The organism is Rhodanobacter ginsengisoli, from assembly GCF_042657065.1.
In the GTDB taxonomy this organism is placed as follows: Bacteria; Pseudomonadota; Gammaproteobacteria; order Xanthomonadales; family Rhodanobacteraceae; genus Rhodanobacter; species Rhodanobacter ginsengisoli.
The window spans coordinates 1,410,611-1,432,724 of record NZ_JBHSNF010000001.1 but is presented as its reverse complement, the minus strand read 5'-3'; the positions used below and the strand labels follow the sequence as shown (position 1 = coordinate 1,432,724).

Sequence of the window (22,114 nt, the reverse complement as noted above, 5' to 3'; positions counted from 1 at the left end):
CCGACCCCCACCGTGATCCATACACTCGCCCACGGTGCCCGTGCTAGATTTCGGTCGGGGCCCCGACCGATGGATATTGATGGAACAATCTCCCTTCCCGGCCGCACGGGACTGGCAATCACCAGCACGCCTTGCCTGCATCCTGGCCGCGTACATTGCCCTTACGCTCGCGATGATCTGGTGGTCGCGCCATGCGCACCATGTCAGCGAAGTGTGGTTTGCCGATACGTTGCTGGTCGCACTGCTTCTGCGCGGCGTTCTGCGATCCCTGCCCTTGGCCATGGCACTGTGCATGCTCGGCTCCACACTCGCCAACATGCTGCTGCACATGGCATGGGTACCATCACTGGGCATCGGCGTTGCCAACATGACCGAAGTGGCCACGGCCATGATCGGCGCACGCATGCTCGGCCTGCGCCTTGCCGGCCCGCCTGACGACCGCTTCTTCCTGAAGGCCCTGACCGCACTGATCCTGGGCGCCCCGATGGCCGGCGCCGTGACCGGTGCGACGGTGCTGCACAACCTGTTCGGATCCAACTGGCCACACACGTTCTACAAGTGGTGGCTGGGTGATGCCATGGGCATGATCATCCTGTTGCCACCGCTGCTGGCCTGTAGCGCCCGCGGCCTGCAGTCCCTGACGTACGGGAAGCATGCACGCGCATTCTGGGGCACCCTGCTGCTGTCGATCTGCATCACGGTGCTGTCCACGGTATTTTTCCGGCACCCCTTCATTGTCCTGTCGATCCCGTTGTTGTTCGCGGCCTATCGGCTGGGTGTGTTCGGCACCACGCTCGCCTGCACCGTCAATGTCAGCGTCCTCTTCGCGATGGCCATGGCGCACGACCAGCGGTGGATTGCCCCGTTGTCCGGGCTTGATCAGATCCAGGGCAACGAAGTAGCCTTCTATTCGGCCATGACGGTGGTCGGACCGCTGCTGATCAGCATCGTGATTGCCCAGCGCAGGCACCTTGCTCATGCGCTTGCCGAGCTGTCCGAGCAGCTCAGGATCGTCACCGACAACGTACCGGCACTGATCGGCCAGCTCGACGCGGATCAGCGCTACCGCTTCGTGAACAGCAAGTATCAGGCCTTCTACGACAAGCCTGCAGCAGAGATCATCGGCAAGACGCCGCGAGAGGCCTTCGGCGACGATTTCGGGCGAACGATGGAACCACGGGTACGCCAGGTGCTGGAGGGAACTCCCCAGCGCTTCACCATCATCCTGCCGCAGCAGCAGCGGCTCGAGGTGAATCTGGAACCGCAGCGGGATCGCGAGGATACGGTCGTGGGCTGCTTTGTTCTGGCCCAGGACATCAGCGAACGCGTCGAGCTGGAATCGCGACTGCGCGAGATCACCGACAATGTGCCTGCGCTGATTGCCTACCTGGACGATCAGCTGATCTATCGCTTCGCCAACGAACACTACGTCGAGCTGTGGGGAATCCCACCCACCGAACTGGTCGGGCGATCTTCCGCCGAGATCGCTGGCGAACGCTACGCGCCGCTGGTTCTGCCCAGACAGCATGCGTGCCTGCAATGCGAGCACGTCGAGCAGGAACTTCACCTTGACGATGGTCGCGTCTTCGACATGACCTACGTTCCGCATGTCGTCGGCGGCAGCGTGCGTGGCATCTATACGCTGGGCATCGACATCACCGCACGCAAACAGGCCGAGGCCCTGCTGTTCGAGGCGATGGACCGGTCGCAGAGAATGCTCGAGTCCATCGGCGATGCCGTGATTGCCTGCGACGTGGACCTGCGCATCACCATGATGAACCCGGTGGCGGCATTCATAACCGGATGGACGGAGAAGCAGGCCCTGGGGCGATCATTCGCCGAGGTGGTGCGGCTGGTCGACATGGGATCGGGCGAAGTTTCGCTGAACCCGCTGAAAATGGCCATCAAGGAAGACCAGGCGGTGGCCTTGCAGATGAACAGCAAGCTGGTCCGCAGCGATGGCACCGAGACCGCTGTCGAGGACTCGGCCGCCCCCATCCACAATCGGGAAGGACGGGTCATCGGCGGCATCATGGTGCTGCATGACGTCAGCGAGGCGCGGCTGATGGCGCTGAAGATGTCGCATCTGGCCCAGCACGATCATCTCACCGACCTGCCGAACCGGGTGTTGCTGCACGATCGGCTATCGCTGGCCCTGGCCCGTCTGAGGGCGAAAGACAAGGGCGCCGTGTTGTTCATCGATCTCGATCACTTCAAGCACATCAACGACTCGCTCGGGCACACCGCTGGCGACCATGTGCTGAAAGAGATTGCCCGGCGACTGCGCCAGGTGATCCGGCCAGACGACACCGTCAGTCGTCAGGGCGGTGACGAGTTCGTGGTACTGCTGAACCGGTTGCACGATGTACGTGATGCGGCGCGGGTCGCTGAAAAGATCATCGCCGCCATCGAGCAGGCCATCATCTTCGATGATCGCGACCTGCGCGTTTCCGCCAGCGTCGGCATCGCGATCTTCCCCGAGGATTCGGTCGACTCCAAGATCCTCATGAAACAGGCCGACACCGCGCTCTACCATGCCAAGCAGTGCGGGCGCAGCGGCTTCAGCTACTTCACGCGCAACATGAGCGAACGTGCGGAACAGCGGCTGGCGATGGAGCATGCGTTGCGACGCGGAATCCGCAACGGCGAGCTGTTCCTGGTCTACCAGCCCAAGTTCCGTTTGCCTGCCGGCACCCTGATCGGTACCGAGGCGCTGGTCCGCTGGCGGCAGCCTGACGGCACCGTCATGATGCCGGAGCAGTTCATTCCGCTGGCCGAGGAAACCGGCCTGATCACCCAGATCGACACCTGGGTCATGCTCGAAGCCTGTCGACAAGTTCGCCTCTGGGAGGATGAAAACAAGTCGCCGGTACCGGTCTCGGTCAACGTATCCCTGGCGCGGCTGGACATGGAGCGGCTGCCGCAGAGCGTCAGCGCGGCACTGCAGACAACCGGCATCCCGGCCAGCATGCTGGAGATCGAATTCACCGAGAGCCAGATGTTCGCCCAGCAGGATCAGGCCCGCACCCTCCTGGCCAAGCTCAAGGCACTGGGCGTGGGACTGGCGGTGGACGACTTCGGCACCGGCTACTCCAGCCTGAACTACCTGGCCCACTACGAATTCGACACGATCAAGATCGATCGTGCATTTGTCAGCAACCTGCCCTCCAACCCCAAACACAAGGCGATCGTGCAGGCCATCATCGGCATCGCGCACGCTCTCGGCTATGGGCTGATCGCCGAGGGCGTGGAAACACTGGAGGAAGCCAACGTGCTGCTGGACTTCGGCTGCAGGGACATGCAGGGCTACTACTTCAGTCACCCTCTTCCTGCCGAGACCTGCGCGACCCTGATGGATGGCCGCCCCCTGTTGGTGGACTTCGCCGCCGGCAGCCCCTGCTCCGACGCGACCTGAGCATTCCCGCCGTGTCCGCGCGATCGCGGTGAGCGACAGGCGAAGCACCCGCTGACCCGGCGCAGCAACCTGAGTGCATGCGCCCATGCGCCGCCCATGACCTGGTGGATCCACACTGACAGAAAGCACCAGCCCGGCATCGGGCGGGTGCTTTCGAACAGGCTCGCGAAGCCGACTCAGAGCATCCGCCGCAGGGTGTTGTCGCGGACCAGGAAGTGGTGCCACAGCGCGGCGGCGATGTGCGCGCCGATGACCCAGTAGAAAATTTCCCCGAGCGTCTCGTGGATCTCGGCGACGGATTCATGCGCCGCATGATCGGGGCCGACCAGCGCGGGGAGGCTCCAGTCCACCCACGGCAGACTGACGAGCTGCCCGGCATAGTTCACCTGCAACACGCCGAGGATCGGCTGCACCAGCAAGAACGCATACAACGCCAGGTGCAGGGTGTGCGCGGCGAAGGCGATGATCGCCTTCGGGGCCGGCACGATCGGCGGCACCGGTGTGGCGAGGCGCGCGAGAACGCGCGGCAGCAGCAGCGCCAGTACCGCCAACCCCGCCAGGTAGTGCCCCTGCAGCATCAGCGAGGGCGGCGAACGGCCTTCGGTCCCCTCTTCATCGCCAAGATCCACCAGCACGTAGGCCAGCACGATGGCGAGCACGGTCAGCCAGTGCGTGTAGCGAAGCACCCAGTGGTAGCGGCTGGATTTCATCATCATGCGAGCATCCTCTTCGTGCTGGCTACGGCTTGGGCCGCGGGGTGGTTGCCACACTGGGCGGCAGGATCGGCAGCGTGACCTTCGGCTGGTCTCCGGTCAGCGAGCCCAGGAAAGCCTCGATCTTGCCGACCTCCTCGTCGCTCAGCTTCGCGCCGAGCTGGCTGCTGCCCATGATCGCGACGGCCTGGCGAAGATCCCACACCTTGCCCGTATGGAAATAGGGCGCGGTCAGCGCGATGTTGCGCAGTGAGGGCACCCGAAACACGTATGCGTCGCTGGCCGTCTTGGTCACCGCGAAGCGCCCCTTGTCCCCCGGCGGGAGAATGTCGGCACCGGGCCGCTCGACCACGCCGAACGGGGCGTACATGCCCCCGCCCACGTTGATGCCGTTGTGGCATGCCGCGCAGCCCTTGTTGATGAACAACGCCAGGCCTTCCTTCTGGTTCGCGTCGAGCGCCTTCTCGTTGCCCTTGAGGTAACGGTCGAACGGTGCGTTCGGCGTGGTCAGGGTGGCCTCGAACAAGGCGATCGCCTTGCGCACGTTGTCGAACGTGATCGGGTCCGCCGCACCCGGAAAGGCCCTGGCGAACACCGCGGCGTAGCCTGGAATCCCCTTGAGCTGTTCGACCACGTGCGCCTCGGTGGTGTCCATCTCGACCGGGTTGACCAGCGGACCGCCGGCCTGCTGCTCAAGGTCCCTGGCGCGCCCGTCCCAGAACTGGGCGACGTCGAACACCGCGTTGTAGACGGTCGGCGCGTTGCGCCCCCCATGTTGCCAGCGATGACCCAGCGAAGTCTCCTGCAGGTCGACCCCGCCCATGCCGACCATGTGGCAGGAATTGCAGCTGATGGAGTGGCTTTCGGACAGCCGTGGCTCGAAATAAAGCATCTTGCCGAGGTCCACCTTCGCCGGGCTGACGGGGTTGCCCGGCAAGGACGGTGCGCTGGCGGGTATCGGCTTGAACAGGCCCTGGGCCTGTTTCATCAGCGCGGTCTGCGACCAGGCGTGGCCCGGCGCCATGGAGGTGAGAACCATTAGTGCAACCAGCTTGATCGACGACATGAGCTGACCCTCCGACGTTGTGTGGCAATCAAGATCATCAATGTCTGTTACATATCCGGGGAACCTGGGTATTTGGAGACGAAGCGTGGACCCGACGGCCCGGCTGGACTTCTCCCGCCTCGTCGGCGCGCCTGTCATCCAGGCTCAGCCATGGCCATCGGCCACGCCTGTCGAGGCCAGGGCGAGGCCACGCCGGCACGGCGCAGCATCAGGCTGACACCGTGCCGACGCCGTTGCCTTCAGTTGTTGCCGTCGTCCTTCTGCTGCTGGGTCTGTTGCTCGGTGCTTTGCTTCTGCTGGATCTGCTGCTCCTTGCCCTGGTTTTGCTGTTGCTGCTCGGTCTGCTGTTGCGTCCGTTGCCGCATGCCGGCGCCCGGGCCCATGCCTGCACCCGGACCCATGCCCGCGCCGGGGCCCATGCCGGCACCAGGACCCATGCCTCCGCCCTGCCTGGGTGGCATGTCGGGCAGCGTCATGCCACGTTCGGCAGCACGCTTCTGCATCTGCTCATGATGCTGCTTGCGCAGCGCCTCACGCTCCTGGGCAGTCTTCAGGCTGCGCATCTGCTTGCGGTACGCCCTGCGCTCGGCCTGAGTCATCAGCTGGGAACCATAGATCTGATCGCGATCCTTCAGCGTGGTTCGGTCCTGCGTGCGCAACTGGTCTCGCTGCATCACGCCGCGAGCAGGCTGGCTGGCAGGTGCGGATTGACCGCCGCGCTGGCCGCCGCCGCTTTGGTAGGCCAGTGCCGGCAAGGTGGCGAGCAGGCAAGCAGAGATAGCGGAAACGAAAACGTATCTGATTCGCATGGGAGTAGCCTCGCTTTCAGTTGCGGGGGGGATGTCGCCGGGAGTGTGGCAACACCCGGATATTCGATTCACCGGCACGGATGTCTGTTGACCGAGATCAACAAAACGGTATCGAAACGCAAGAACTTGCCTGCCGGCCATGCCGAGCCACCACGCGGGGGGCAACCGTGGCAGCCCCTGATAATCATTCGCAGGATCAGGAGGGCGGTGGAAATGTCTTCGGGCGATAGAACAGCAGGCCAAGTGCCGCCAGCGCGGCAAACGCGGCCCCGGCCACGAAGGTCGCCGGGGCACCGAACTTTTCCCACAACGCCCCCGCGACCACGCTGGCCAGCAGCAGCGAAACGCCGCTGACCAGATTGAAGATGCCGAAAGCCGTGCCACGAAGCGGGCCGGGTGCGGTATCGGCGACCAGCTTCGACAGCAGTCCCTGGGTCAGCGCCATGTGCGCACCCCACAGCACGGCGCCACCGAGGGCCAGGGGCGGCGAGTCCGCCAGCGCCAGCACGATGTCGGCGATGAGCAGCACGACCAGGCCCAGGATCAGCAGCGTTCGCGCGGACAGCCGGTCGGCAGCGACACCCGCCGGATACGCCAGCGCGGCGTAGACGACATTCATCGCCACCATGATCAGCGGGGTGGAACCGAGCCCCATGCCGACATCCCGTCCGCGAAGAATCAGGAACGCCTCGCTGAACCGGGCCAGGGTGAAAATCGCACCCAGGGCGACCACATACCAGTAGCGAACGTGAAGCTGCCTCAGCGCCGCAAGCACCACCCGCCGGGGCGTGTCGACCGGCCGCCCCGGCGTCTCCGGCTCGCGCACGGCCACCAGCAACAACAGCACCGCGAGAAACCCCGGCACCGCGGCCACCCACAGCACCGCCCTGATGTTGTTCGCCAGCCACGCCATGCAGGCCACCGCCAGCAGCGGCCCCAGCAAGGCGCCGATCGAATCCAGCGCCTGGCGCAGGCCATACGCCTTGCCGCGCTGCGCGGGCTGCACGATGTCCGCGATCAGGGCGTCACGGGGAGCACCGCGGATGCCCTTGCCGACGCGGTCGACGAAGCGCGCCGAAAAGACCCACCACAAGGTGGACGCCAGCGGAAACACCAGCTTGGTGACGGCACTCAGTCCGTAGCCGAGAACGACCAGTGGCTTGCGCTTGCGCAGGTAGTCGCTGAGGCCGCCGGAAAATACCCTGGTGATCGATGCCGTGGCCTCGGCCACCCCCTCGATCACCCCGATCGTGGCCATCGACGCCCCCAGCACCGTGGCCATGAAGATCGGCAGCAGGCTGTGCACCAGCTCGGAGGAAGTGTCCATCAGCAGCGAGCCGAAGCCGAGTACCCAGATGCCTTTCGGCAAGGCATGAAAGCGGCCCCTTTCCGGAACGGATGACGGCGGATGCCTGATCGGTGATGGGCGCATGAGCGTGGAAGACTCCCCCGGGTGGCGACCTGTCCCGAGCCAGTGTGCCGCGATTTCAAGCGGGATGGGCAACCCGCGCGCAGGGTTTCATCACGCCACGACCGGACAGGTCACTTTTCCTGTCGATTCCGTCCTGCCCCGTTCGTCGTGAGGGAGAAGCCACCGATCCGGCCGCCTGGCCGGACCGCCCTGTTCCCGGAAACCACCATGCCATCGAAGCCACATGCCGCGCCCGCGCCGGATCTCGTCCTGTACGCCCACCCGTTCTCGTCGTACTGCCAGAAGGTACTGATCGCGCTGTACGAAAACGACACGCCCTTCGACTGGCGCCTGCTGTCGGGGGACGACCCGCCGGCACTGCAGGCCTGGTCGGCGCTGTGGCCATTGAAGCGCATGCCGGTACTGGTCGACGCCGGCCGCACCGTGACCGAGTCGAGCATCATCATCGAGCACCTCGACCTGCATCACCCCGGTCCGGTGCCACTGCTGCCGCGCGACGCCCTTGCCGCGCTGGACGTGCGCATGATGGATCGCTTCTTCGACAACTACATCTCGACGCCGCAGCAGAAGATCGTGTTCGACAGCCTGCGCCCGGAACCGGAACGCGACCCTCGCGGCGTGGCCGACGCACGCGCCATGCTGGATACCGCCTACGGCTGGCTCGACCGGCACATGGCCGGGCGCGAATGGGCGGCCGGTGACCGCTTCAGCCTCGCCGACTGCGGCGCCGCGCCGTTCCTGTTCTACGCCGACTGGACCCATCGCATCGATGCCTCGTTCGCGCAGGTGATCGCCTATCGGCAGCGGCTGCTGGCGCGGCCGTCGTTCGCCCGCGCCGTCGACGAGGCGCGCCCGTACCGCCCGCTGTTTCCGCTCGGCGCGCCCGAGCGCGATTGATGCCGGATGCCGCGCCTTGTCCCAAACCCACCGGAGTCTCCCCATGAGTCATGCCACCCCGCTCGTTCCGGCCGCCGAACTGGTGAAACGCAACACCATGCGCTTTCCCGACGAAAGCGACGAATACCGCCGCGCACGCGATGCCCTGCTGGCCGAGGAAATCGAATTGCGCCGTCATATCGAACGCGTCGCCGAACAGCGCCGTCGTTTGCCGCCCGGTGGCGCGGTGAACGGCAACTATCGCTTCCAGGGCGAACAGGGCCTGGTCGACTTCGCCGGCCTGTTCGGCGACAAGCAGACCCTGGTCGTCTACAGCTACATGTTCGGTCCGCAGCGCGAACGGCCATGCCCGATGTGTACCTCGCTGCTGAGCGCGTGGGACGGCGAGGCCCGCGACGTCGGGCAGCGCGTGGCACTGGCGGTGATCGCGCGCTCGCCGATCGAGCGCCTCGTTGCGTTCAAGCATCAGCGTGGCTGGCGCGACCTGCAGCTGTACTCGGATATCGACGGCAGCTACAGCCGCGATTACTTCGGCATCGGCAGGAATGGTGGCGACGACGCGGCCTTCGCGGTGTTCACCCGCCGCGACGGCACGATCCGCCACTTCTGGAGCGGCGAGATGGGCATGGAAACCGCCGATCCCGGACAGGACCCGCGCGGTGCGCCGGACCTGATGCCGCTGTGGACGATCCTCGACTGCACGCCCGAAGGACGCGGCACCGACTGGTATCCGAAACTCGACTACCCCGGCTGAGGCCGGCCTCCCGTCGCTCGGCAAGGCCTGGTCCGCCAGGCCGGGCACGGTCGGGGCGAACCGCGCAAATCCGCGCCGAATCGGCATTTCGATGCCCCGATCGGGGCGGGGTACTACACTGGCGCATCCCGATGGAGAAATATCCTTGGCCAAGCCCAACTATTCATTCGAAAAACGCCAGCGCGAAATCGCGAAGAAAAAGCAGCAGGAAGAGAAGGATGCGCGCAAGCGCGAGGCCCGCGATGCCGCCAAACCGGCCCCGGCCGCCGGGTCGGATACCCCACCCGGTGGGCAGCCCGGAACCAAGGGATTCTAGCGATCGCTGTTGCCCGGGCGCGAGCGAGGCAACCCACCGAAGTGGCGACGGGAGCGGTGTGGATCAGCTGCGCAACGCAGCCTGACGTGCCTGCAGGAAACGACGCACGGCGGGATCCCGTTCCAGCCCGATCGCATTGTCATAGGCGTGACGGGCGTCGGCGTAGGCGCGAAGGCGGGTCAGCAGCGCGGCGCGGGCAGCCCAGTACGGTTGGTAATCGAGCAGCCGTCCGTCGACGGTCAGCGCATCGATGATCCCCATCGCCACCTGCGGCCCGCTCACCTCGGCGATCGCCAGCGCGCGGTTGAGTGCAACGACTGGCGAGCCGGTGAGCGCGAGCAGCGCGTCGTACAGCTGCACTTCCGCCGTCCAGTCGGTGCGCCCGCTGCGCCGGCGCTCGACATGGGCCGACTGCAGTGCAGCCTCGAGCTGGTAACGACCAAGGCGACCCAGCGTGCTGGCGCGCAACAGCAACGCCTCGGCTTCGGCGATCATCGCCGTATCCCACAGCGAGACATCCTGCGCAGCCAGCGGCACATAGTCACCGCCGGCGGTGCGCCGCGCCAGGCGGCGCGCCTCCGCGTACAGCATGCCGGCGAGCAGGCCCATCGCCTCCGGTTCCTGCGGCAGCAGGTCGGCGACCAGTCGGGCAAGAAACAGCGCCTCGGTGGTGAGATCGCGACGAATCACATCGGTACCCCCGGGATCGCTCCACCCCTCCGAAAACGCCGCGTAGATAGCCTCCAGCACGCCTTCCAGCCGCCCGGTCAATTCGTCGCGTGAGGGAATGGCGAACGGGATGCCGGCCTGGCGGATCTTCCGTTTCGCCCGCCCCAACCGCTTGCCCATGGCGCCTGGCGAGGCGAGAAAGGCCGAGGCGATTGTCTTCGCGTCCAACCCGAGCACCACCTGCAACATCAGCGGTGCGCGGATCCCCGCATCGATGGCAGGATGCGCGCAGGCGAACAGCAGCGCCAGACGCCGGTCGGGAATGGCCGTGTCGTCGAAGTCGGCCGACACGGCGTGCCGGTCTCCCGCCAGTATCTGCAACTGCGCGACTGCTGCTTCGCCGCCGCGGTGACGGCGGAGGCCATCGATGCCCTTGCGCCGGGCAACGGTCAGCAACCACGCTTCCGGGTTGGCGGGACAGCCGTTGAGTGGCCAGTCCGCCAGGGCCGCAGCGAACGCCTCGGACAGTGCATCCTCGGCCGCGGCCACATCGCGCGTGGCGGCGGCCAGGAAGGCGACGAGCTTGCCATAGCTGCGACGCGCCACCGCGTCTGCCATGCCGCGCGCCTGTACCGTGCGATCCAACGCTACATGCTCCAGACCGGCCGCACCTCGATCGTGCCGTGGCTCGCACCGGGGCAGCGCGCGGCCCATGCAAGCGCCGCGTCCAGGTCGGGCACGTCGATCAGGTAGTAGCCGCCCAACTGCTCCCTGGAATCCACGTAGGGGCCATCCAGCACCTGCGACTTGCCGTTCTCCACGTGCACGGTGGTTGCCGTCGCGGTATCCCGCAGGCGGTTCGACCCGGCCAGTACGCCTGCCGTCTTCAGCGCCTGCGTATAGGCAGCATAAGCCGCGGCGCCCTGTTCCTGTTCCGCCGGCGACATCCGGGACCAGCCGCTCTCATCTGCATACAGCAACAGAAGGTATTCCATGGGGATTCTCCGTTCGGGTGATGGGCAGGCACGATGCACCGCCATTCCCATGACGTGCGAGCGTCCGTACTTTGGACAGGTGTGGCAAGTGTCGCTGGGGGATCACGGGAATCCGATGCCACTCCCGGCAACGACCTCAGCAGGCCACCCGATCGCGCCCGCCCTGCTTGGCGCGATAGAGCGCCTCGTCGGCGCGCTTGACCAGGGCTTCGACACTGTCCTTGCCGCCGGCCCAACTGCTGACGCCCAGGCTGACGCTGGTGCGCAGGCACGGGGATATCTCGTCGAAACTGGCGGCGGCGATCGCCGAGCGGGTGCGCTCGGCGATCTCGGCGGCAGTCTCCGCGCCGGCGCCCGGCAGCACCAGCAGGAACTCCTCGCCGCCGATGCGGCCCACCCGGTCGCTGTCCCTCAGCGCACTGCCGGCGAGCCGGGCGACCGCGGCCAGTGCGCGGTCGCCGCCATCGTGGCCGTGCAAATCGTTGATGCGCTTGAAGCGATCGATGTCCAGCGCGACCACGCTCAACGCTTCGCCACGGCGACGGGCGACGCGGATACGTTCGTCGAGGAAAGCCAGGATGCTGCGGCGATTCGGCAGGCCGGTAAGTTCGTCGGTCATGGCCTGCAGGTGCAGGCGTCGCAACTTTCCCAGCTGGCGCATCGCCAGCATGCCCAGTACGGCCAGCAGCAGCGCACCCAGGGTGATGACCTGGGCCTGCAACCGGTACTCCCGTCCGGCGGCGCGAAGGGCCTCGCCGCGGTGCAGGTTCTCCTCCTGCAACTCGCGATTCTGCTGCTCGGTACGCTCGGCATCGAACTGCACGCGCAGGCTGGTCGTGCGCTTGCTGGCCAGCTCGTGATCCAGCGCGCTCTGCGCCTTGAACTGCCGGCCCAGCGCCTCGTAGGCTTGCTGCCAGCGTGACAGGCCTGCCAGGGCAAGCGCGCGTGCTTCGTCGATGCGCACCAGGAAACGCAAGTTGCCCTGCTGCTGAAAGTAGACACGGGCAGCGTCCAGATCGACCAGCGCCGAATCCAGCCTGCCGGCCCGGCGCAGCAGTTCGCCGCGGGCCAGCCGCAAGCGCGCGATGCCGTCCGGGTCGGCCTGTGCCTGGAAATACGCCAGCGCCTTCTCGACCCAGGTCAGGCCCAGCTGCGGCTGGCCCTGCTTGCCCAGCAGCACGCCGATACCCTGCTGCTCGGTGGCGACCGAGCCGGCATCGCCGCGTGCCTGATCGATCTCCAGGGCCCGCCGGTAGTAGGGCATCGCCGCATCCAGGTCGCCTTTCAGCTCCAGGCTGGAGCCGATGTTGAAGTCGATGGTGGCGACATCGGCGCGATTGCCGCCCTTCTCGTACCCGGCCAGCAACTGCCGGTAGTAGGCGATGGCCTTGTCGTACTCGCCCACGCTGGGGTCGGAGTAAAGATTGGCCATCGCGTTGAGCACGTTGTTCTGCTTGTACGGCTGTCCCAATGCCAGGTACAGGTCGTAGGCGCGCTTGAGATCGTTGATCGCTCCGGCATATTCACCGCTGGTCTGGCGCAGCTCGCCACGCGCCGCCAGCGCTTGTGCCAGTGCGGCCCGATCGCCCGATGCCTCGCCGGCAGACACCGCGGCAGCGTAGTCCCGGGCCGCCGCCGTCATCTCACCCAGTGATTCCCCGGCATAGCCCCGGCATTGCAGGAACTTCGACTCGGCCCGGCGATCGCCCGTCTGGCGTGCTTCGGCCAGGCCCTGCTGCGCCATCGCCAGTCCTGCCCTGGCTTCGGCATCGGCGGTGAGTACGCACAGATGGGCCAGCGCATCGCGCCGGGTCGCGCCCGGCGACAACTGCGGCATCAACGCGACCAGCGCGCGGCGTGTCGCCTCCGGGTTGCGGTCCTCCCCGGTCAGCACCTGCGCCAGCAGGGCCTCCGGCGAGCGGCCACGACCCGGCGGCGCGGCGGGCATCAACGCCGGCCACAGCAACAGGATCAGTCCCAGATACTTTCGCGCGCCCATGGCTTCCGTCCCCCGATCCACGGAATGCACAGAAGCGGGAGAGTAACGCGAAGCGCCAGCCAGAGTGTCAACGCCGCCGCCCGACGACGACGCCGACCCGGGCGTGGCCGGCCCGCTCAGGCACGCCGCTCGACCGCCCGCACCGGTGGTCCGGCGAGGTCCGTGTTCCGCAGGCCGCAGAACGCCGGTTCGGCGCCCCGCTCGCCGCCTTCCAGCCAGGCGATCTTCGCGCGCAGGTATTTCCGCATCGCGCGGATGCGCCCGGCCTGCACCTCGACCGCCTCGAGCTGGTTGCGCATCACGGCGAGCTTGCGCCCGGTGTCCATCGCGCCCGCTTCGTACTCGCGGTTGAGCGAAACGATCTGTTTCAGGGTGAAACCCAGCTGCTGGGCCGTGCGGATGAGCGCCGCGCGTTCGACATCGGCCGCGGCGAACCGCTGGTAGCGGTTGCTGCCATGGGCACCCACAGCGGGCGTGATCAGGCCCAGCTTCACATACAGGCGCACCGCGTCGCGGGTCAGCCCGGCCTGGCGGCAGAACTCGGCAATCAACATCACGAACCTCTTGACTGTGGGCCTAAGACCCTAGTTTAGACTGCGGTCGACCGAATCCCGAAGGTATCCATCATGACCACGAAAATTGCACTGATCACCGGTGCGTCCTCCGGCATCGGCGAGGCGACGGCACGGCAGCTGCTGATGGACGGCTACAGGGTCTACGCCGCCGCACGGCGGCTCGAGCGGATGCAGCCGCTCGCTGCGGCGGGCGCCCGGCTGCTGGCGCTGGACCTGACCGACGACGCATCGATCGTCGCCGCGGTCGATGCCATCCGCCAGGCGGAGGGACGGCTGGACGTCCTGGTCAACAACGCCGGCTACGGTTCGTACGGCGCGCTGGAGGACGTGCCGCTGGCGGAGGGGCGGCGCCAGTTCGAGGTCAACCTGTTCGGCCTGGCCCGGCTGATCCAGCTGGGCACGCCGCTGATGCGGGCGCAGGGCGCCGGCACGATCGTCAACATCACCTCGATCGGCGGCAAGATGCACGAACCGATGGGCAGCTGGTACCACGCCACCAAGTTCGCCGTCGAAGGGCTCAGCGACTGCCTGCGGATGGAGCTGGCGCCGTTCGGCATCCACGTGGTGGTGGTCGAGCCCGGTGCGATCCGCACCGAGTGGAGCAGTATCGCGCAGCAGAGCCTGCTGCAGCATTCCGGTCACACCGCCTATGCCGGGCAGGCCACCGCGCACGCACGCATGCTGGCCGGCAGCGACAGCTCGAGCCTGGTCTCGCCGCCCGAGGTGGTCGCCCGCACGATCGCCCGCGCCCTGCGGGCACGGCGCCCGCGCACCCGCTACGCCACCGGCGGCGGCGCCCGCACCATCCTGTTCCTGCGGCGCCTGCTCAGCGACCGCGCGTTCGACGCAGTGATGCGGATGGCGGAAAAGGGACTGGCCTGAGACAGCTCGCGTGCGGACGTCGCCGCGGGCAACACGGCACGCGGGTGGTGCGAGCTTCCGCCTGCGCCGCAGAACGACGGCCGGCCTCAGTCCCGGCGCTTCGCCGAGTAGATGCGCCCCTGCTTGATCACGTAGGCGATTTTTCCGGTGTTGTGGATGTCCCGCGTCGGGTCGGCCGTCAGCACGACCAGGTCGGCGCGCTTGCCGACGCTGATGGTGCCGCGTTGCGCGCCCTGCCCCAATGCCGCGGCGCTGATCTGGGTAGCGGCCTGGATTGCCTCGATCGGGGTGAAGCCGCAGTGCTCGACCAGCAGGGCCATTTCCGCGTGCACCGGCGGCAACGCGCGCAGGTCCACGCCATGCGTCCCGGCGACCAGTCCCGCACTGTCCGTGCCGACGTCGATCGACACGCCCTGCTGGTGCGCCAGCCGGGTCACCGCGTAGCTCCACGGCATGATGCCGGCGCCCACGCCGTGCGGATCGCGCCGCGCCTCCTGCGCGAACGCGCGCAACGTGGCGTCGAGGATGGTGCCGTGCTGCTTCATCGCCTTGAACAGTGCGAGGATCGCCGGCGCGTCCGGCCGGATATGCGCGAAATCGCCGTGGGCACGCACGCGATAGTCGTCCGGCACCCGCGGCGCCGCGGCCCAGATCAGGTACGGACTGTGCGAAATGGTATCGACCCCGGCGGTCACTGCGTCATCGGGCGAGGCGGGAAAGATCGTGGCGTGTGTCCACACCTGCAGACCCTGCCGGTGCGCCTCGGCGGCGATCTTCTTCACCAGGCTGGCGGGCAGGTTCGCGTAGAGCTTGATGCCGGTCGCGCCGGTGCCTTTGGCCTCGGCGACGGCAAGCGGCACATCGGTGGCCGAAGTGACCGCCTGCATCCAGGGTGCGACGCCGAGCGGCTCCCCGGCGGAGGCCTGCTGCGCACGAACGTCCTCGGCAAAGAAGCTCGGCCCGGCCATCAACGCCACGTAGAAGATGTCCGGCGACGCCCATTCATCCGCATTGGCCTGGCGGGCGAGATAGGCAATCAGCCGATCATCGCCCGCCATGTCGCGCAGCGCGGTGACCCCGCCCAGCAGCATCGCGCGCAGGTGCGGCCGGTAATGGGCGATGTCCGCTTCGGCGCCGGTGAGATGCACATGTGCGTCGATCAGCCCGGGAATGACATAGCGCCCGCTCAGGTCTTCCACGTGTGCGGATTTCGGTGGCGCCCGGCTGCCGTCGGGGTAGACCGCCGCGATGCGCCCATCGCTTATCGCGATGCTCATGTCCGCCTGTGCCGGTGAGCCGCTGCCGTCGATCAGCGTGACGTGGGTCAGCAGCAACGGCGGCTGCGCGGAAAAGGCCGGTGCGGACAGCACGCACAACACCAGCAACAGCGTCCGTCCGAGGAAAATGTCTGCCATGTCTCGTTCCCCTTGGTGTGCCACAGAAGGCTCGGGCGCGACGCTCGCAAGGCTGACCCGGTCCCGGCTCAGCCCTGCCGTCGCCCGAACAGGCGGCCAAGCAGGCGGGCGCGCTCGAAACGGGATTCGTTGCCTGCGCGCAGGCGCGCCAGGTTGGCCCGGTGAGTGAACACCAGCAGCAACGCGGCGCAGGCCGCGAAGGCCAGCCGTGCAGGGTCGGCATGGCTCAGCAGCGACAGCAGCAGCAGGCTGATCCCGGCCAGCACGGTGGACAGGCCCACGTAACCGCTCAGGGTGAGACCGAGCAGCCACACCGCCAGCACCACCGGTAACGCCGCCGGCCACAGCACGACCAGCGTGCCGACCAGGGTGGCGGCACCCTTGCCGCCGCGGAAGCCGTGGAAGACCGGCCAGACGTGACCCACCACCGCGGCCAGCGCACAGACATACACACCGGCCGGCTGCACCGCCGCCGGCAACCATCGCCAGGCCAGCCACGCCGCCAGCGCGCCCTTGCCGATATCCAGCACCACCGTGCCCAGCGCGAAGCGAATGCCCTGCGTGCGCAGCGCGTTGGTGCCGCCGGCGTTGCCGCTGCCCAGGGTGCGGATGTCCACCCCGCGCAGCTTGCCCAGCAGCAGGCTGCCCGACAGCGAACCGAGCAGGTAGGCGATCGCGATCAGCACGAAGGTCATGCGTCTGTACTGCCGATCCGCGACGCCGCCTGGCGCTCCACCGGCTGCAGGCTCACCACCAGCGTGCCCGGCCCCGCGTGCGCGCCGATTGCCGGACCGGTTTCCACCAGCCACGCCTGTTCGCAATCCAGCAGGGTACGCAGGCTGTCCCGCAGCAGCTCGCCGTCGGCCGCGGCGTCGCAGTGGCCCACGATCACCCGCCAGCGCCGGCGGCGATCCACCCGCCGAGCCACATGCCGTGCGAACCGCTCGGGCAGGCGGTGGCGGCCGAACAGGCCGGCGCTCAGGCTCAGCTTGCCACTGGGTTTGATCCGGGCGATCGGGGTCAGCCCCAGCGCCAGCACCAGCGACCTGCTCCACGCCGGCAGACGACCGCCGCGCACCGCCATGGTCAGATCGCGGGTCATCGCCCAGGTCAGCGTCTGCGGGCGCAGCGCGTCCAGCCGCGCCACGATCCCGGCGGCGTCCTCGCCACACCGGGCCGCCTCGGCGGCGGCGATCGCCAGCAGCGCCTGCCCGCCGGCCGCATTGGCGCTGTCGACGATGAAGGTGCGTTGCGGCGCGCCGCGCTGGGCCGCGGTCTCGGCGGACTGGATGGTGCCGGACACCGCGCGCGCCACGCCCACATAAACCACCGCCGGATGATGCGACAGCAGAAACTCGAACTGCCGGCGGAAATCACCCGGCGGCGGCTGGCTGGTGCGCGGCAGCACGTTCCCGTCGCGCAGCTTGGCGTAGAACTGCGCCGGACTCAGTCCGATCTTGTCCAGGTAATCCTGCTCGCCGAAGTTCAGCCGCAGCGGCACCACGTGGATGTTCAGCGCCTCGGCGACGCCTGCCGGCAGGTCGGCCGAGCTGTCGGTGATCACCGCCACGCTGCGTCCGTCCGCCGCGGTGCGGGCCTGCGCATGCATGTCGTCGGCCTTGGTCGACTCGACCCGCCCGAACCGGGCCGCCAGCTCGAACAATGCCTGCGGCCCCGCGACATGGGCATGCAGGCGAACCCGCGTCGCCGACCCGGCCACCACCACGCAGGACGCGCCCAGCTGCATCACCGCGGCGCGCAGCGCGGACAGCTCCAGATCCTTGCCCAGCAGCAGGCACTCGCTGCACCAGCGGTGGGTGGGGTCGGCGTCGGCCAGCTCCTCGTGACCATCCGCCATGGCCGGCTCGGCCTCGCCACCGCGTGGCGCCATCCGCGCGCCGGACTCGCCGCCGAGGTACGCGCCGATGCCTTCCAGCAGATCCACGAATCCCTGCGCGCCCGCATCCACCACGCCGGCCTTCAGCAGCACCGGCAATTGCTGCGGCGTGTGAGCCAGCGCCTTGCGCGCCGCCACCAGGGCGGCGACGAACCAGGCCTTGATGTCGTGCACATCAAGGGCGGGCTCGAGCGCGTCGGCAAACGCCGAGATCACGCTGAGGATGGTGCCCTCGCGAGGCTCGGCAACCGCCTCGCGCGCCGATTGCGCACCGGCACGCACGGCCAGTGCGAACTGCCCGGGTGCGACCGTCACGCAGTCGCCGATACCTGCCGCGGTGCCGGTGAGGAACTGCGCCAGGATCGCACCGGAATTGCCGCGGCCACCGTCGATGGCGTCCTCGCCGACCCGGCGCAGCAACTCCCCCACCCCTGCCACGCGACGGCTCAGCGTGCCGCTCAGCACACTGCCCAGGGTGAACGCCAGGTTGCTGCCCGTGTCGCCGTCGGCCACCGGAAACACATTGATGCGATTGAGCGTCTCGCGATCGGCGATGACCCAGCGGGCGCCTCCGATCAACGCACGACGCAGGCCGGGGCCGCGGATGTGCCGCGCAGTGCGTTCATGGACTAGATTGTTCATAGGCGGCCAGTCTGCCGGATGCGCGGCAGGCTTGGTAAGGGGGCCGCTCGTTCAGGCGACGCGTCCGTGCCTCAACGCGGTTCCATCGGGCTGCGCGGGCGCTGGCGGGTGCGGGGCCGTACATGCCGCCGGCCATCCCCGGCCCAGGGCGCAGAACCAAGGAGTTGGGCACCAGGACCCAACTCCTCGTTCTGCCCCGCCGCGCGCACTCAGTTGCCCAAGTCGAACCTCAGCACCTGACCCAGGCCGATCGGAGGAAATCCAAGGCCGACGTTGGAAATGTAAAGCGCCCCGTCGGGTCCGAAAGTCATGCCGGTCGGAAGCACCAGGCCGGTAATGATGGTCTGCTGCAGGCCCGATGGATCGATGCGGACCACGCTGCCCGCGCCCGGTGTCGGGAACAGGTAACCGGTGGTGTTTTGCAGCACGTACATCCGGTCGTGGCGATCAAAGGCCAGTCCCAGCACCGTGGTCAGGCCGGTGGCGACGGTCCGCACCTGCCCGCTGGGGGTGATCTTGAGGATCTTGGACGAGCCGTCGACGATCGGGAACGTGTGCAGATTGCCCACATAGAAATTGCCGTGGTACGCCAGCGCGGTCGGCACGATATGACCCTGGCTGGCGGAAATGTCAGCCACCCGGCTCACCGCTCCATTCAGGCGAATCCGCACCAGTTCGCCATGGTTGGGTTCCACCGCATACAGGTCGCCGCGAAGCGCGATCATGCTGTACCAGGTGCCATCGGGCTCGAAGTCCTCCGGCTCGGGGTTCTGCACCGGGTGACTCATCTGGTACGCACTGAGATTGGCGATCGGATGTATCGAACCGTCCGGTGACACCAGCGCCACTTCGTTGTAGGTGCCGATCACGCCATGCGAGCAACCCGAACCGGCGGTTATCGCGTAAAGGTTGTTGCCGATGAAGGCCACGTCGGCCACACCGCTGACCAGCGAGCCGAGCCCGGGGTTGGTCTGGCTGGACGGAAACCCGTCGGTAACCGTGGTGCGCACATGGAAGCGGTCGATCCTGGAGATCCGGCCTCCGGTCGGACTGCCGGTGTATGGCCCGGCCGACGGCACCTGCGTGCACTGCAGCGGTGTGGTGGAGTCGTTGCCACCGGAACCACCCTCGGCCACGTACAGGTTGCCGTCCGGCCCGAATTTCAATCCGCGCGGGTTGAGCAGGCCAGTGGCATAAATCGACATCGTCACCGGTTGTGCCGTGTGCACGCTGACCAGACTGGCGATGTCTGCGGCGCTGATCGGTGCCGGTCCCTTCGCGCTGGCCGGGGTCGGGGCAAAGGCCATGGAAATGGCAAACGCCAGGGCGCCTGCCACGAGTCGCATTTGATGGGTCATGGGATCTCTCCTGCTGATGGCGGCAGAATCAGGCGGTGCCGCGTCGCCTCGGCATGGCCGGCCAGCCCCTCGGGACCGGCCATGAACGATCGGGTTGACCCCCTGTGAAACATGCATTCGCGGTCTTGCTTGCCGCCCATCCAGGGCGGCGCCGGGCACACGCGTGGGTAGCCCGCACGGTTCGCGGTCGGAAACGTGATCGGAAAATACGGCCACGCCTGGTGGCCGGTGCGCATCGGCGGTGCCGGAAGACTCGCGCAGCATGCGCGCGATGTCCCCTGTTGCGATCTGCGTCCGGCATGGCTTCTTGCTCCCGCCATGCATGGCATGGCCGGCAGACAGCTCCCCGAACCGGGCGGATGGCCCGGCGATCGTCTCGATCGAGCGTGCCGATCAGCATGCTCCCGCAGTAGCTGCCCGACAGGCCCGCCGCGGCGACGCGGAATCGGGGTCCATACCTGTCGATCGGCGACAACCGCCTCGCGGCTGCCGACGTGACCGCCCCTGGCACAGGCCTGCATGCGCCGACGCGAACATCGGGGTTCCGGCGAAACATTGCGGGCGCAAGCCGGGTATCGACCTGCTGCTCGCCTGCTCCCTCGCCGGTATCGGTGCTCGCCCCCGCGCGGTATCGCTTTTTTCCAGCGACGGTGTACGCCAGGCCACGTAATCAAAACGTAACTGGCGCCAGCGGTTTGTGCCAGTTCCTGGTGGCCCTCGTTCATGGCCGTCCCGGCATCGCCGCCGCGCAGCGCCACCCGGTCGCTCCGCGCGTCCGTGCATCAGTCCGGTTCCATCGCGCTGCGCTGACGCCGGCGGGCGGGCGTCGCCCGTGCCGCGGGCGCCAGCTGGCGCAGCAACGCGTGCAGCTGCGCCATCGACTGGTGGATCGCTTCCAGCTGGATCGCACCGTAGCCGAACAACAGGCCGTGGCGGGCGCGGGCGCGCACATGGAAACCGGCAATCCCATAGAGGCCGAGCGAGGCCTGTCGAGCGCGCTCGATCACCGCCTCCTCCGCGATACCTTCGCGCAGCAGCGCGGCCAGATGAATGCCTGCGGCCGGCGCGATCGGCGTGAGCCAAGGCGCCAACTCGCCGCGCAAGTGGGTCAGCAAGGCCTCGCGACGCAATGCATAGTGCTTCTGCACCCGCCGCAGGTGGCGGGCGAAATCGCCATCCAGCATGAACCGGGCGAGCGCCGCCTGGGTCAGGCTGCAGCCATGCCAGTCGTTGAGCTGACGAGCCTTGAGACAGGCCTCGGCCAGCGACGGCGGCGGCACCACGTAGCCCAGCCGCAGCTCGGGAAAAATGGTCTTGGAGAACGTGCCGACATAGGCCACCACGCCGGCGCGGTCCAGGCTCTTGAGCGAATCCAGCGGCCGACCCTCGAAGCGGAACTCGCCGTCGTAGTCGTCCTCGACGATCAACGCGCCCCGGGCGGACGCCCACTCCAGCAGGGCCAGGCGGCGCTCCAGGCTCATCGGCATACCCAGCGGAAACTGGTGCGAAGGGGTCACGTAGACCAGCTTCGCCGCATCCGGCAACTTGTCGACCCGCAAGCCCTCGCCGTCGACGGGAACCGGCACCACCCGCGCGCCCAGGGCCAGCAGGCTGGAACGAGCCGGCGGATAGCCGGGATCCTCCACTGCCACCGTATCGCCGCGCTCGATCATCACGCGGGCAATAATGTCCAGCGCCTGCTGCGCCCCCTGGGTAACGATCACGTCCTGCCACTGACAGGCCACCGCACGACTGAAGCCCACGTAGCGCGCAATCGCCAGGCGCAGCTCCTGCTCGCCGCCGGGATCGCGATAGATGCCGCGACCGCGCGCCTGCGTGCGCAGGGCATGCCCCATGCAGCGGCGCCAGGCGTCGAAGGCGAACAGGCGCTTGTCGGTGACGCCGCCGAGATAATCGCGAGGCAGCTCGGTGCCCGGCAGCGGCATCGACAACGCCGGTGGCACGCGCTGCCACACCGCTGCCGGCCGCGGTGCGACTGACTGGGCCACGACGGCACGGGTCGTCGCCTGCTGCAGGCCGTCGGCGACGAAGGTGCCGTCACCCGGGCGGGCGCGCAGGTAGCCCTCCGCCAGCAGTCGCTCGAACGCCTCCAGCGTGGTCTTGCGCGAGACCCCCAGCTGGATCGCCAGGTCGCGTGTCGACGGCAGTCGCGAGCCGGCCGGCAAGCGGCCATCGACGATGCCCGCGCGCAGTTGGCGATAGACCTGGCCGATCAGGTCGCGACGACCGCGGATAGCCAATTGGATGTCCATACAGTGG

General features: G+C 67.7%; 18 protein-coding genes. 5 read left to right on the top strand and 13 right to left on the bottom strand.

Features of this window, described 5'->3' with window-relative positions; all coding sequences use genetic code 11:
* Positions 1-79: 79 nt before the first annotated feature.
* The gene (locus tag ACFPPA_RS06560; RefSeq protein ID WP_377318452.1) at positions 80-3,415 is read left to right on the top strand and encodes a bifunctional diguanylate cyclase/phosphodiesterase; all 3,336 of its coding nucleotides are present in this window, start codon (positions 80-82) and stop codon (positions 3,413-3,415) included.
* A gap of 176 nt (positions 3,416-3,591) precedes the next feature.
* On the opposite strand, the gene ACFPPA_RS06555 is transcribed toward ACFPPA_RS06560, so the two are convergent.
* The 4 genes from ACFPPA_RS06555 to ACFPPA_RS06540 form a co-directional block, all read right to left on the bottom strand.
* Complete coding sequence (locus tag ACFPPA_RS06555; protein WP_377318450.1) at positions 3,592-4,131, bottom strand: cytochrome b; 540 nt, start codon at positions 4,129-4,131, stop codon at positions 3,592-3,594.
* 22 nt (positions 4,132-4,153) lie between these two features.
* The gene (locus ACFPPA_RS06550; protein ID WP_377318448.1) at positions 4,154-5,194 is read right to left on the bottom strand and encodes a cytochrome-c peroxidase; all 1,041 of its coding nucleotides are present in this window, start codon (positions 5,192-5,194) and stop codon (positions 4,154-4,156) included.
* 239 nt (positions 5,195-5,433) lie between these two features.
* Entirely contained in the window at positions 5,434-6,144 is a 711-nt protein-coding gene (locus ACFPPA_RS06545; protein WP_377318446.1) for a hypothetical protein, read from the bottom strand.
* Between the two features lie 55 nt (positions 6,145-6,199).
* Entirely contained in the window at positions 6,200-7,372 is a 1,173-nt protein-coding gene (locus ACFPPA_RS06540) for an MFS transporter (protein WP_377318444.1), read from the bottom strand.
* Between the two features lie 270 nt (positions 7,373-7,642).
* Here ACFPPA_RS06540 and ACFPPA_RS06535 point away from each other — a divergent pair, with 270 nt between their 5' ends.
* The 3 genes from ACFPPA_RS06535 to ACFPPA_RS06525 all read left to right on the top strand — a co-directional run bounded on the left by ACFPPA_RS06535 (position 7,643) and on the right by ACFPPA_RS06525 (position 9,402).
* Positions 7,643-8,332, top strand: a complete 690-nt coding sequence (locus ACFPPA_RS06535) for a glutathione S-transferase family protein (protein ID WP_377318442.1) — start codon at positions 7,643-7,645, stop codon at positions 8,330-8,332.
* Positions 8,333-8,375: 43 nt separating this feature from the next.
* Positions 8,376-9,086 (top strand): DUF899 family protein, encoded by a 711-nt coding sequence (locus ACFPPA_RS06530; RefSeq protein WP_377318440.1) that lies wholly within the window; start codon positions 8,376-8,378, stop codon positions 9,084-9,086.
* A gap of 145 nt (positions 9,087-9,231) precedes the next feature.
* Entirely contained in the window at positions 9,232-9,402 is a 171-nt protein-coding gene (locus ACFPPA_RS06525; RefSeq protein ID WP_377318438.1) for a hypothetical protein, read from the top strand.
* A 63-nt stretch (positions 9,403-9,465) separates the two neighbouring features.
* On the opposite strand, the gene ACFPPA_RS06520 is transcribed toward ACFPPA_RS06525, so the two are convergent.
* The 4 genes from ACFPPA_RS06520 to ACFPPA_RS06505 form a co-directional block, all read right to left on the bottom strand.
* Complete coding sequence (locus ACFPPA_RS06520) at positions 9,466-10,716, bottom strand: RNA polymerase sigma factor (RefSeq protein ID WP_377318436.1); 1,251 nt, start codon at positions 10,714-10,716, stop codon at positions 9,466-9,468.
* A 2-nt stretch (positions 10,717-10,718) separates the two neighbouring features.
* Complete coding sequence (locus ACFPPA_RS06515; RefSeq protein WP_377318434.1) at positions 10,719-11,066, bottom strand: YciI family protein; 348 nt, start codon at positions 11,064-11,066, stop codon at positions 10,719-10,721.
* Between the two features lie 136 nt (positions 11,067-11,202).
* Entirely contained in the window at positions 11,203-13,065 is a 1,863-nt protein-coding gene (locus tag ACFPPA_RS06510) for a GGDEF domain-containing protein (RefSeq protein ID WP_377318432.1), read from the bottom strand.
* Positions 13,066-13,181: 116 nt separating this feature from the next.
* Positions 13,182-13,619 carry a MerR family transcriptional regulator gene (locus ACFPPA_RS06505; RefSeq protein WP_377318430.1) on the bottom strand — a complete coding sequence of 146 codons (438 nt, stop codon included), beginning with the start codon at positions 13,617-13,619 and terminating at the stop codon, positions 13,182-13,184.
* A gap of 72 nt (positions 13,620-13,691) precedes the next feature.
* Between ACFPPA_RS06505 and ACFPPA_RS06500 the strand changes: the two genes are divergently transcribed.
* The gene (locus tag ACFPPA_RS06500) at positions 13,692-14,522 is read left to right on the top strand and encodes an oxidoreductase (protein ID WP_377318428.1); all 831 of its coding nucleotides are present in this window, start codon (positions 13,692-13,694) and stop codon (positions 14,520-14,522) included.
* A gap of 86 nt (positions 14,523-14,608) precedes the next feature.
* Here ACFPPA_RS06500 and ACFPPA_RS06495 read toward each other — a convergent pair whose 3' ends face one another.
* The 5 genes from ACFPPA_RS06495 to pdxR all read right to left on the bottom strand — a co-directional run bounded on the left by ACFPPA_RS06495 (position 14,609) and on the right by pdxR (position 22,107).
* Positions 14,609-15,937 carry an amidohydrolase family protein gene (locus ACFPPA_RS06495; protein ID WP_377318426.1) on the bottom strand — a complete coding sequence of 443 codons (1,329 nt, stop codon included), beginning with the start codon at positions 15,935-15,937 and terminating at the stop codon, positions 14,609-14,611.
* A 68-nt stretch (positions 15,938-16,005) separates the two neighbouring features.
* On the bottom strand, positions 16,006-16,632 hold the full coding sequence (plsY, locus tag ACFPPA_RS06490) for a glycerol-3-phosphate 1-O-acyltransferase PlsY (protein ID WP_377318424.1): 627 nt from the start codon (positions 16,630-16,632) through the stop codon (positions 16,006-16,008).
* Entirely contained in the window at positions 16,629-18,476 is a 1,848-nt protein-coding gene (locus ACFPPA_RS06485; RefSeq protein WP_377318422.1) for a DegV family protein, read from the bottom strand. The genes plsY and ACFPPA_RS06485 overlap by 4 nt, the downstream gene beginning before the upstream one ends.
* A gap of 209 nt (positions 18,477-18,685) precedes the next feature.
* Positions 18,686-19,834, bottom strand: coding sequence for a ScyD/ScyE family protein (locus ACFPPA_RS06480; RefSeq protein WP_377318420.1), 1,149 nt, complete (start codon positions 19,832-19,834; stop codon positions 18,686-18,688).
* Positions 19,835-20,616: 782 nt separating this feature from the next.
* On the bottom strand, positions 20,617-22,107 hold the full coding sequence (gene pdxR / locus ACFPPA_RS06475; RefSeq protein WP_377318418.1) for a MocR-like pyridoxine biosynthesis transcription factor PdxR: 1,491 nt from the start codon (positions 22,105-22,107) through the stop codon (positions 20,617-20,619).
* Positions 22,108-22,114: the final 7 nt, after the last annotated feature.

What these genes read in the sequence shown, in the direction of transcription:
- ACFPPA_RS06545 (WP_377318446.1), bottom strand. Translation starts at nt 6,144, where the DNA reads ATGGCCGGCAGGCAAGTTCTTGCGTTTCGATACCGTTTTGTTGATCTC.
- ACFPPA_RS06500 (WP_377318428.1), top strand. Translation starts at nt 13,692, where the DNA reads ATGACCACGAAAATTGCACTGATCACCGGTGCGTCCTCCGGCATCGGC.
- plsY (WP_377318424.1), bottom strand. Translation starts at nt 16,632, where the DNA reads ATGACCTTCGTGCTGATCGCGATCGCCTACCTGCTCGGTTCGCTGTCG.
- ACFPPA_RS06555 (WP_377318450.1), bottom strand. Translation starts at nt 4,131, where the DNA reads ATGATGATGAAATCCAGCCGCTACCACTGGGTGCTTCGCTACACGCAC.
- ACFPPA_RS06485 (WP_377318422.1), bottom strand. Translation starts at nt 18,476, where the DNA reads ATGAACAATCTAGTCCATGAACGCACTGCGCGGCACATCCGCGGCCCC.
- ACFPPA_RS06535 (WP_377318442.1), top strand. Translation starts at nt 7,643, where the DNA reads ATGCCATCGAAGCCACATGCCGCGCCCGCGCCGGATCTCGTCCTGTAC.
- ACFPPA_RS06480 (WP_377318420.1), bottom strand. Translation starts at nt 19,834, where the DNA reads ATGACCCATCAAATGCGACTCGTGGCAGGCGCCCTGGCGTTTGCCATT.
- ACFPPA_RS06515 (WP_377318434.1), bottom strand. Translation starts at nt 11,066, where the DNA reads ATGGAATACCTTCTGTTGCTGTATGCAGATGAGAGCGGCTGGTCCCGG.
- ACFPPA_RS06495 (WP_377318426.1), bottom strand. Translation starts at nt 15,937, where the DNA reads ATGGCAGACATTTTCCTCGGACGGACGCTGTTGCTGGTGTTGTGCGTG.
- pdxR (WP_377318418.1), bottom strand. Translation starts at nt 22,107, where the DNA reads ATGGACATCCAATTGGCTATCCGCGGTCGTCGCGACCTGATCGGCCAG.
- ACFPPA_RS06510 (WP_377318432.1), bottom strand. Translation starts at nt 13,065, where the DNA reads ATGGGCGCGCGAAAGTATCTGGGACTGATCCTGTTGCTGTGGCCGGCG.
- ACFPPA_RS06530 (WP_377318440.1), top strand. Translation starts at nt 8,376, where the DNA reads ATGAGTCATGCCACCCCGCTCGTTCCGGCCGCCGAACTGGTGAAACGC.
- ACFPPA_RS06550 (WP_377318448.1), bottom strand. Translation starts at nt 5,194, where the DNA reads ATGTCGTCGATCAAGCTGGTTGCACTAATGGTTCTCACCTCCATGGCG.
- ACFPPA_RS06560 (WP_377318452.1), top strand. Translation starts at nt 80, where the DNA reads ATGGAACAATCTCCCTTCCCGGCCGCACGGGACTGGCAATCACCAGCA.
- ACFPPA_RS06505 (WP_377318430.1), bottom strand. Translation starts at nt 13,619, where the DNA reads ATGTTGATTGCCGAGTTCTGCCGCCAGGCCGGGCTGACCCGCGACGCG.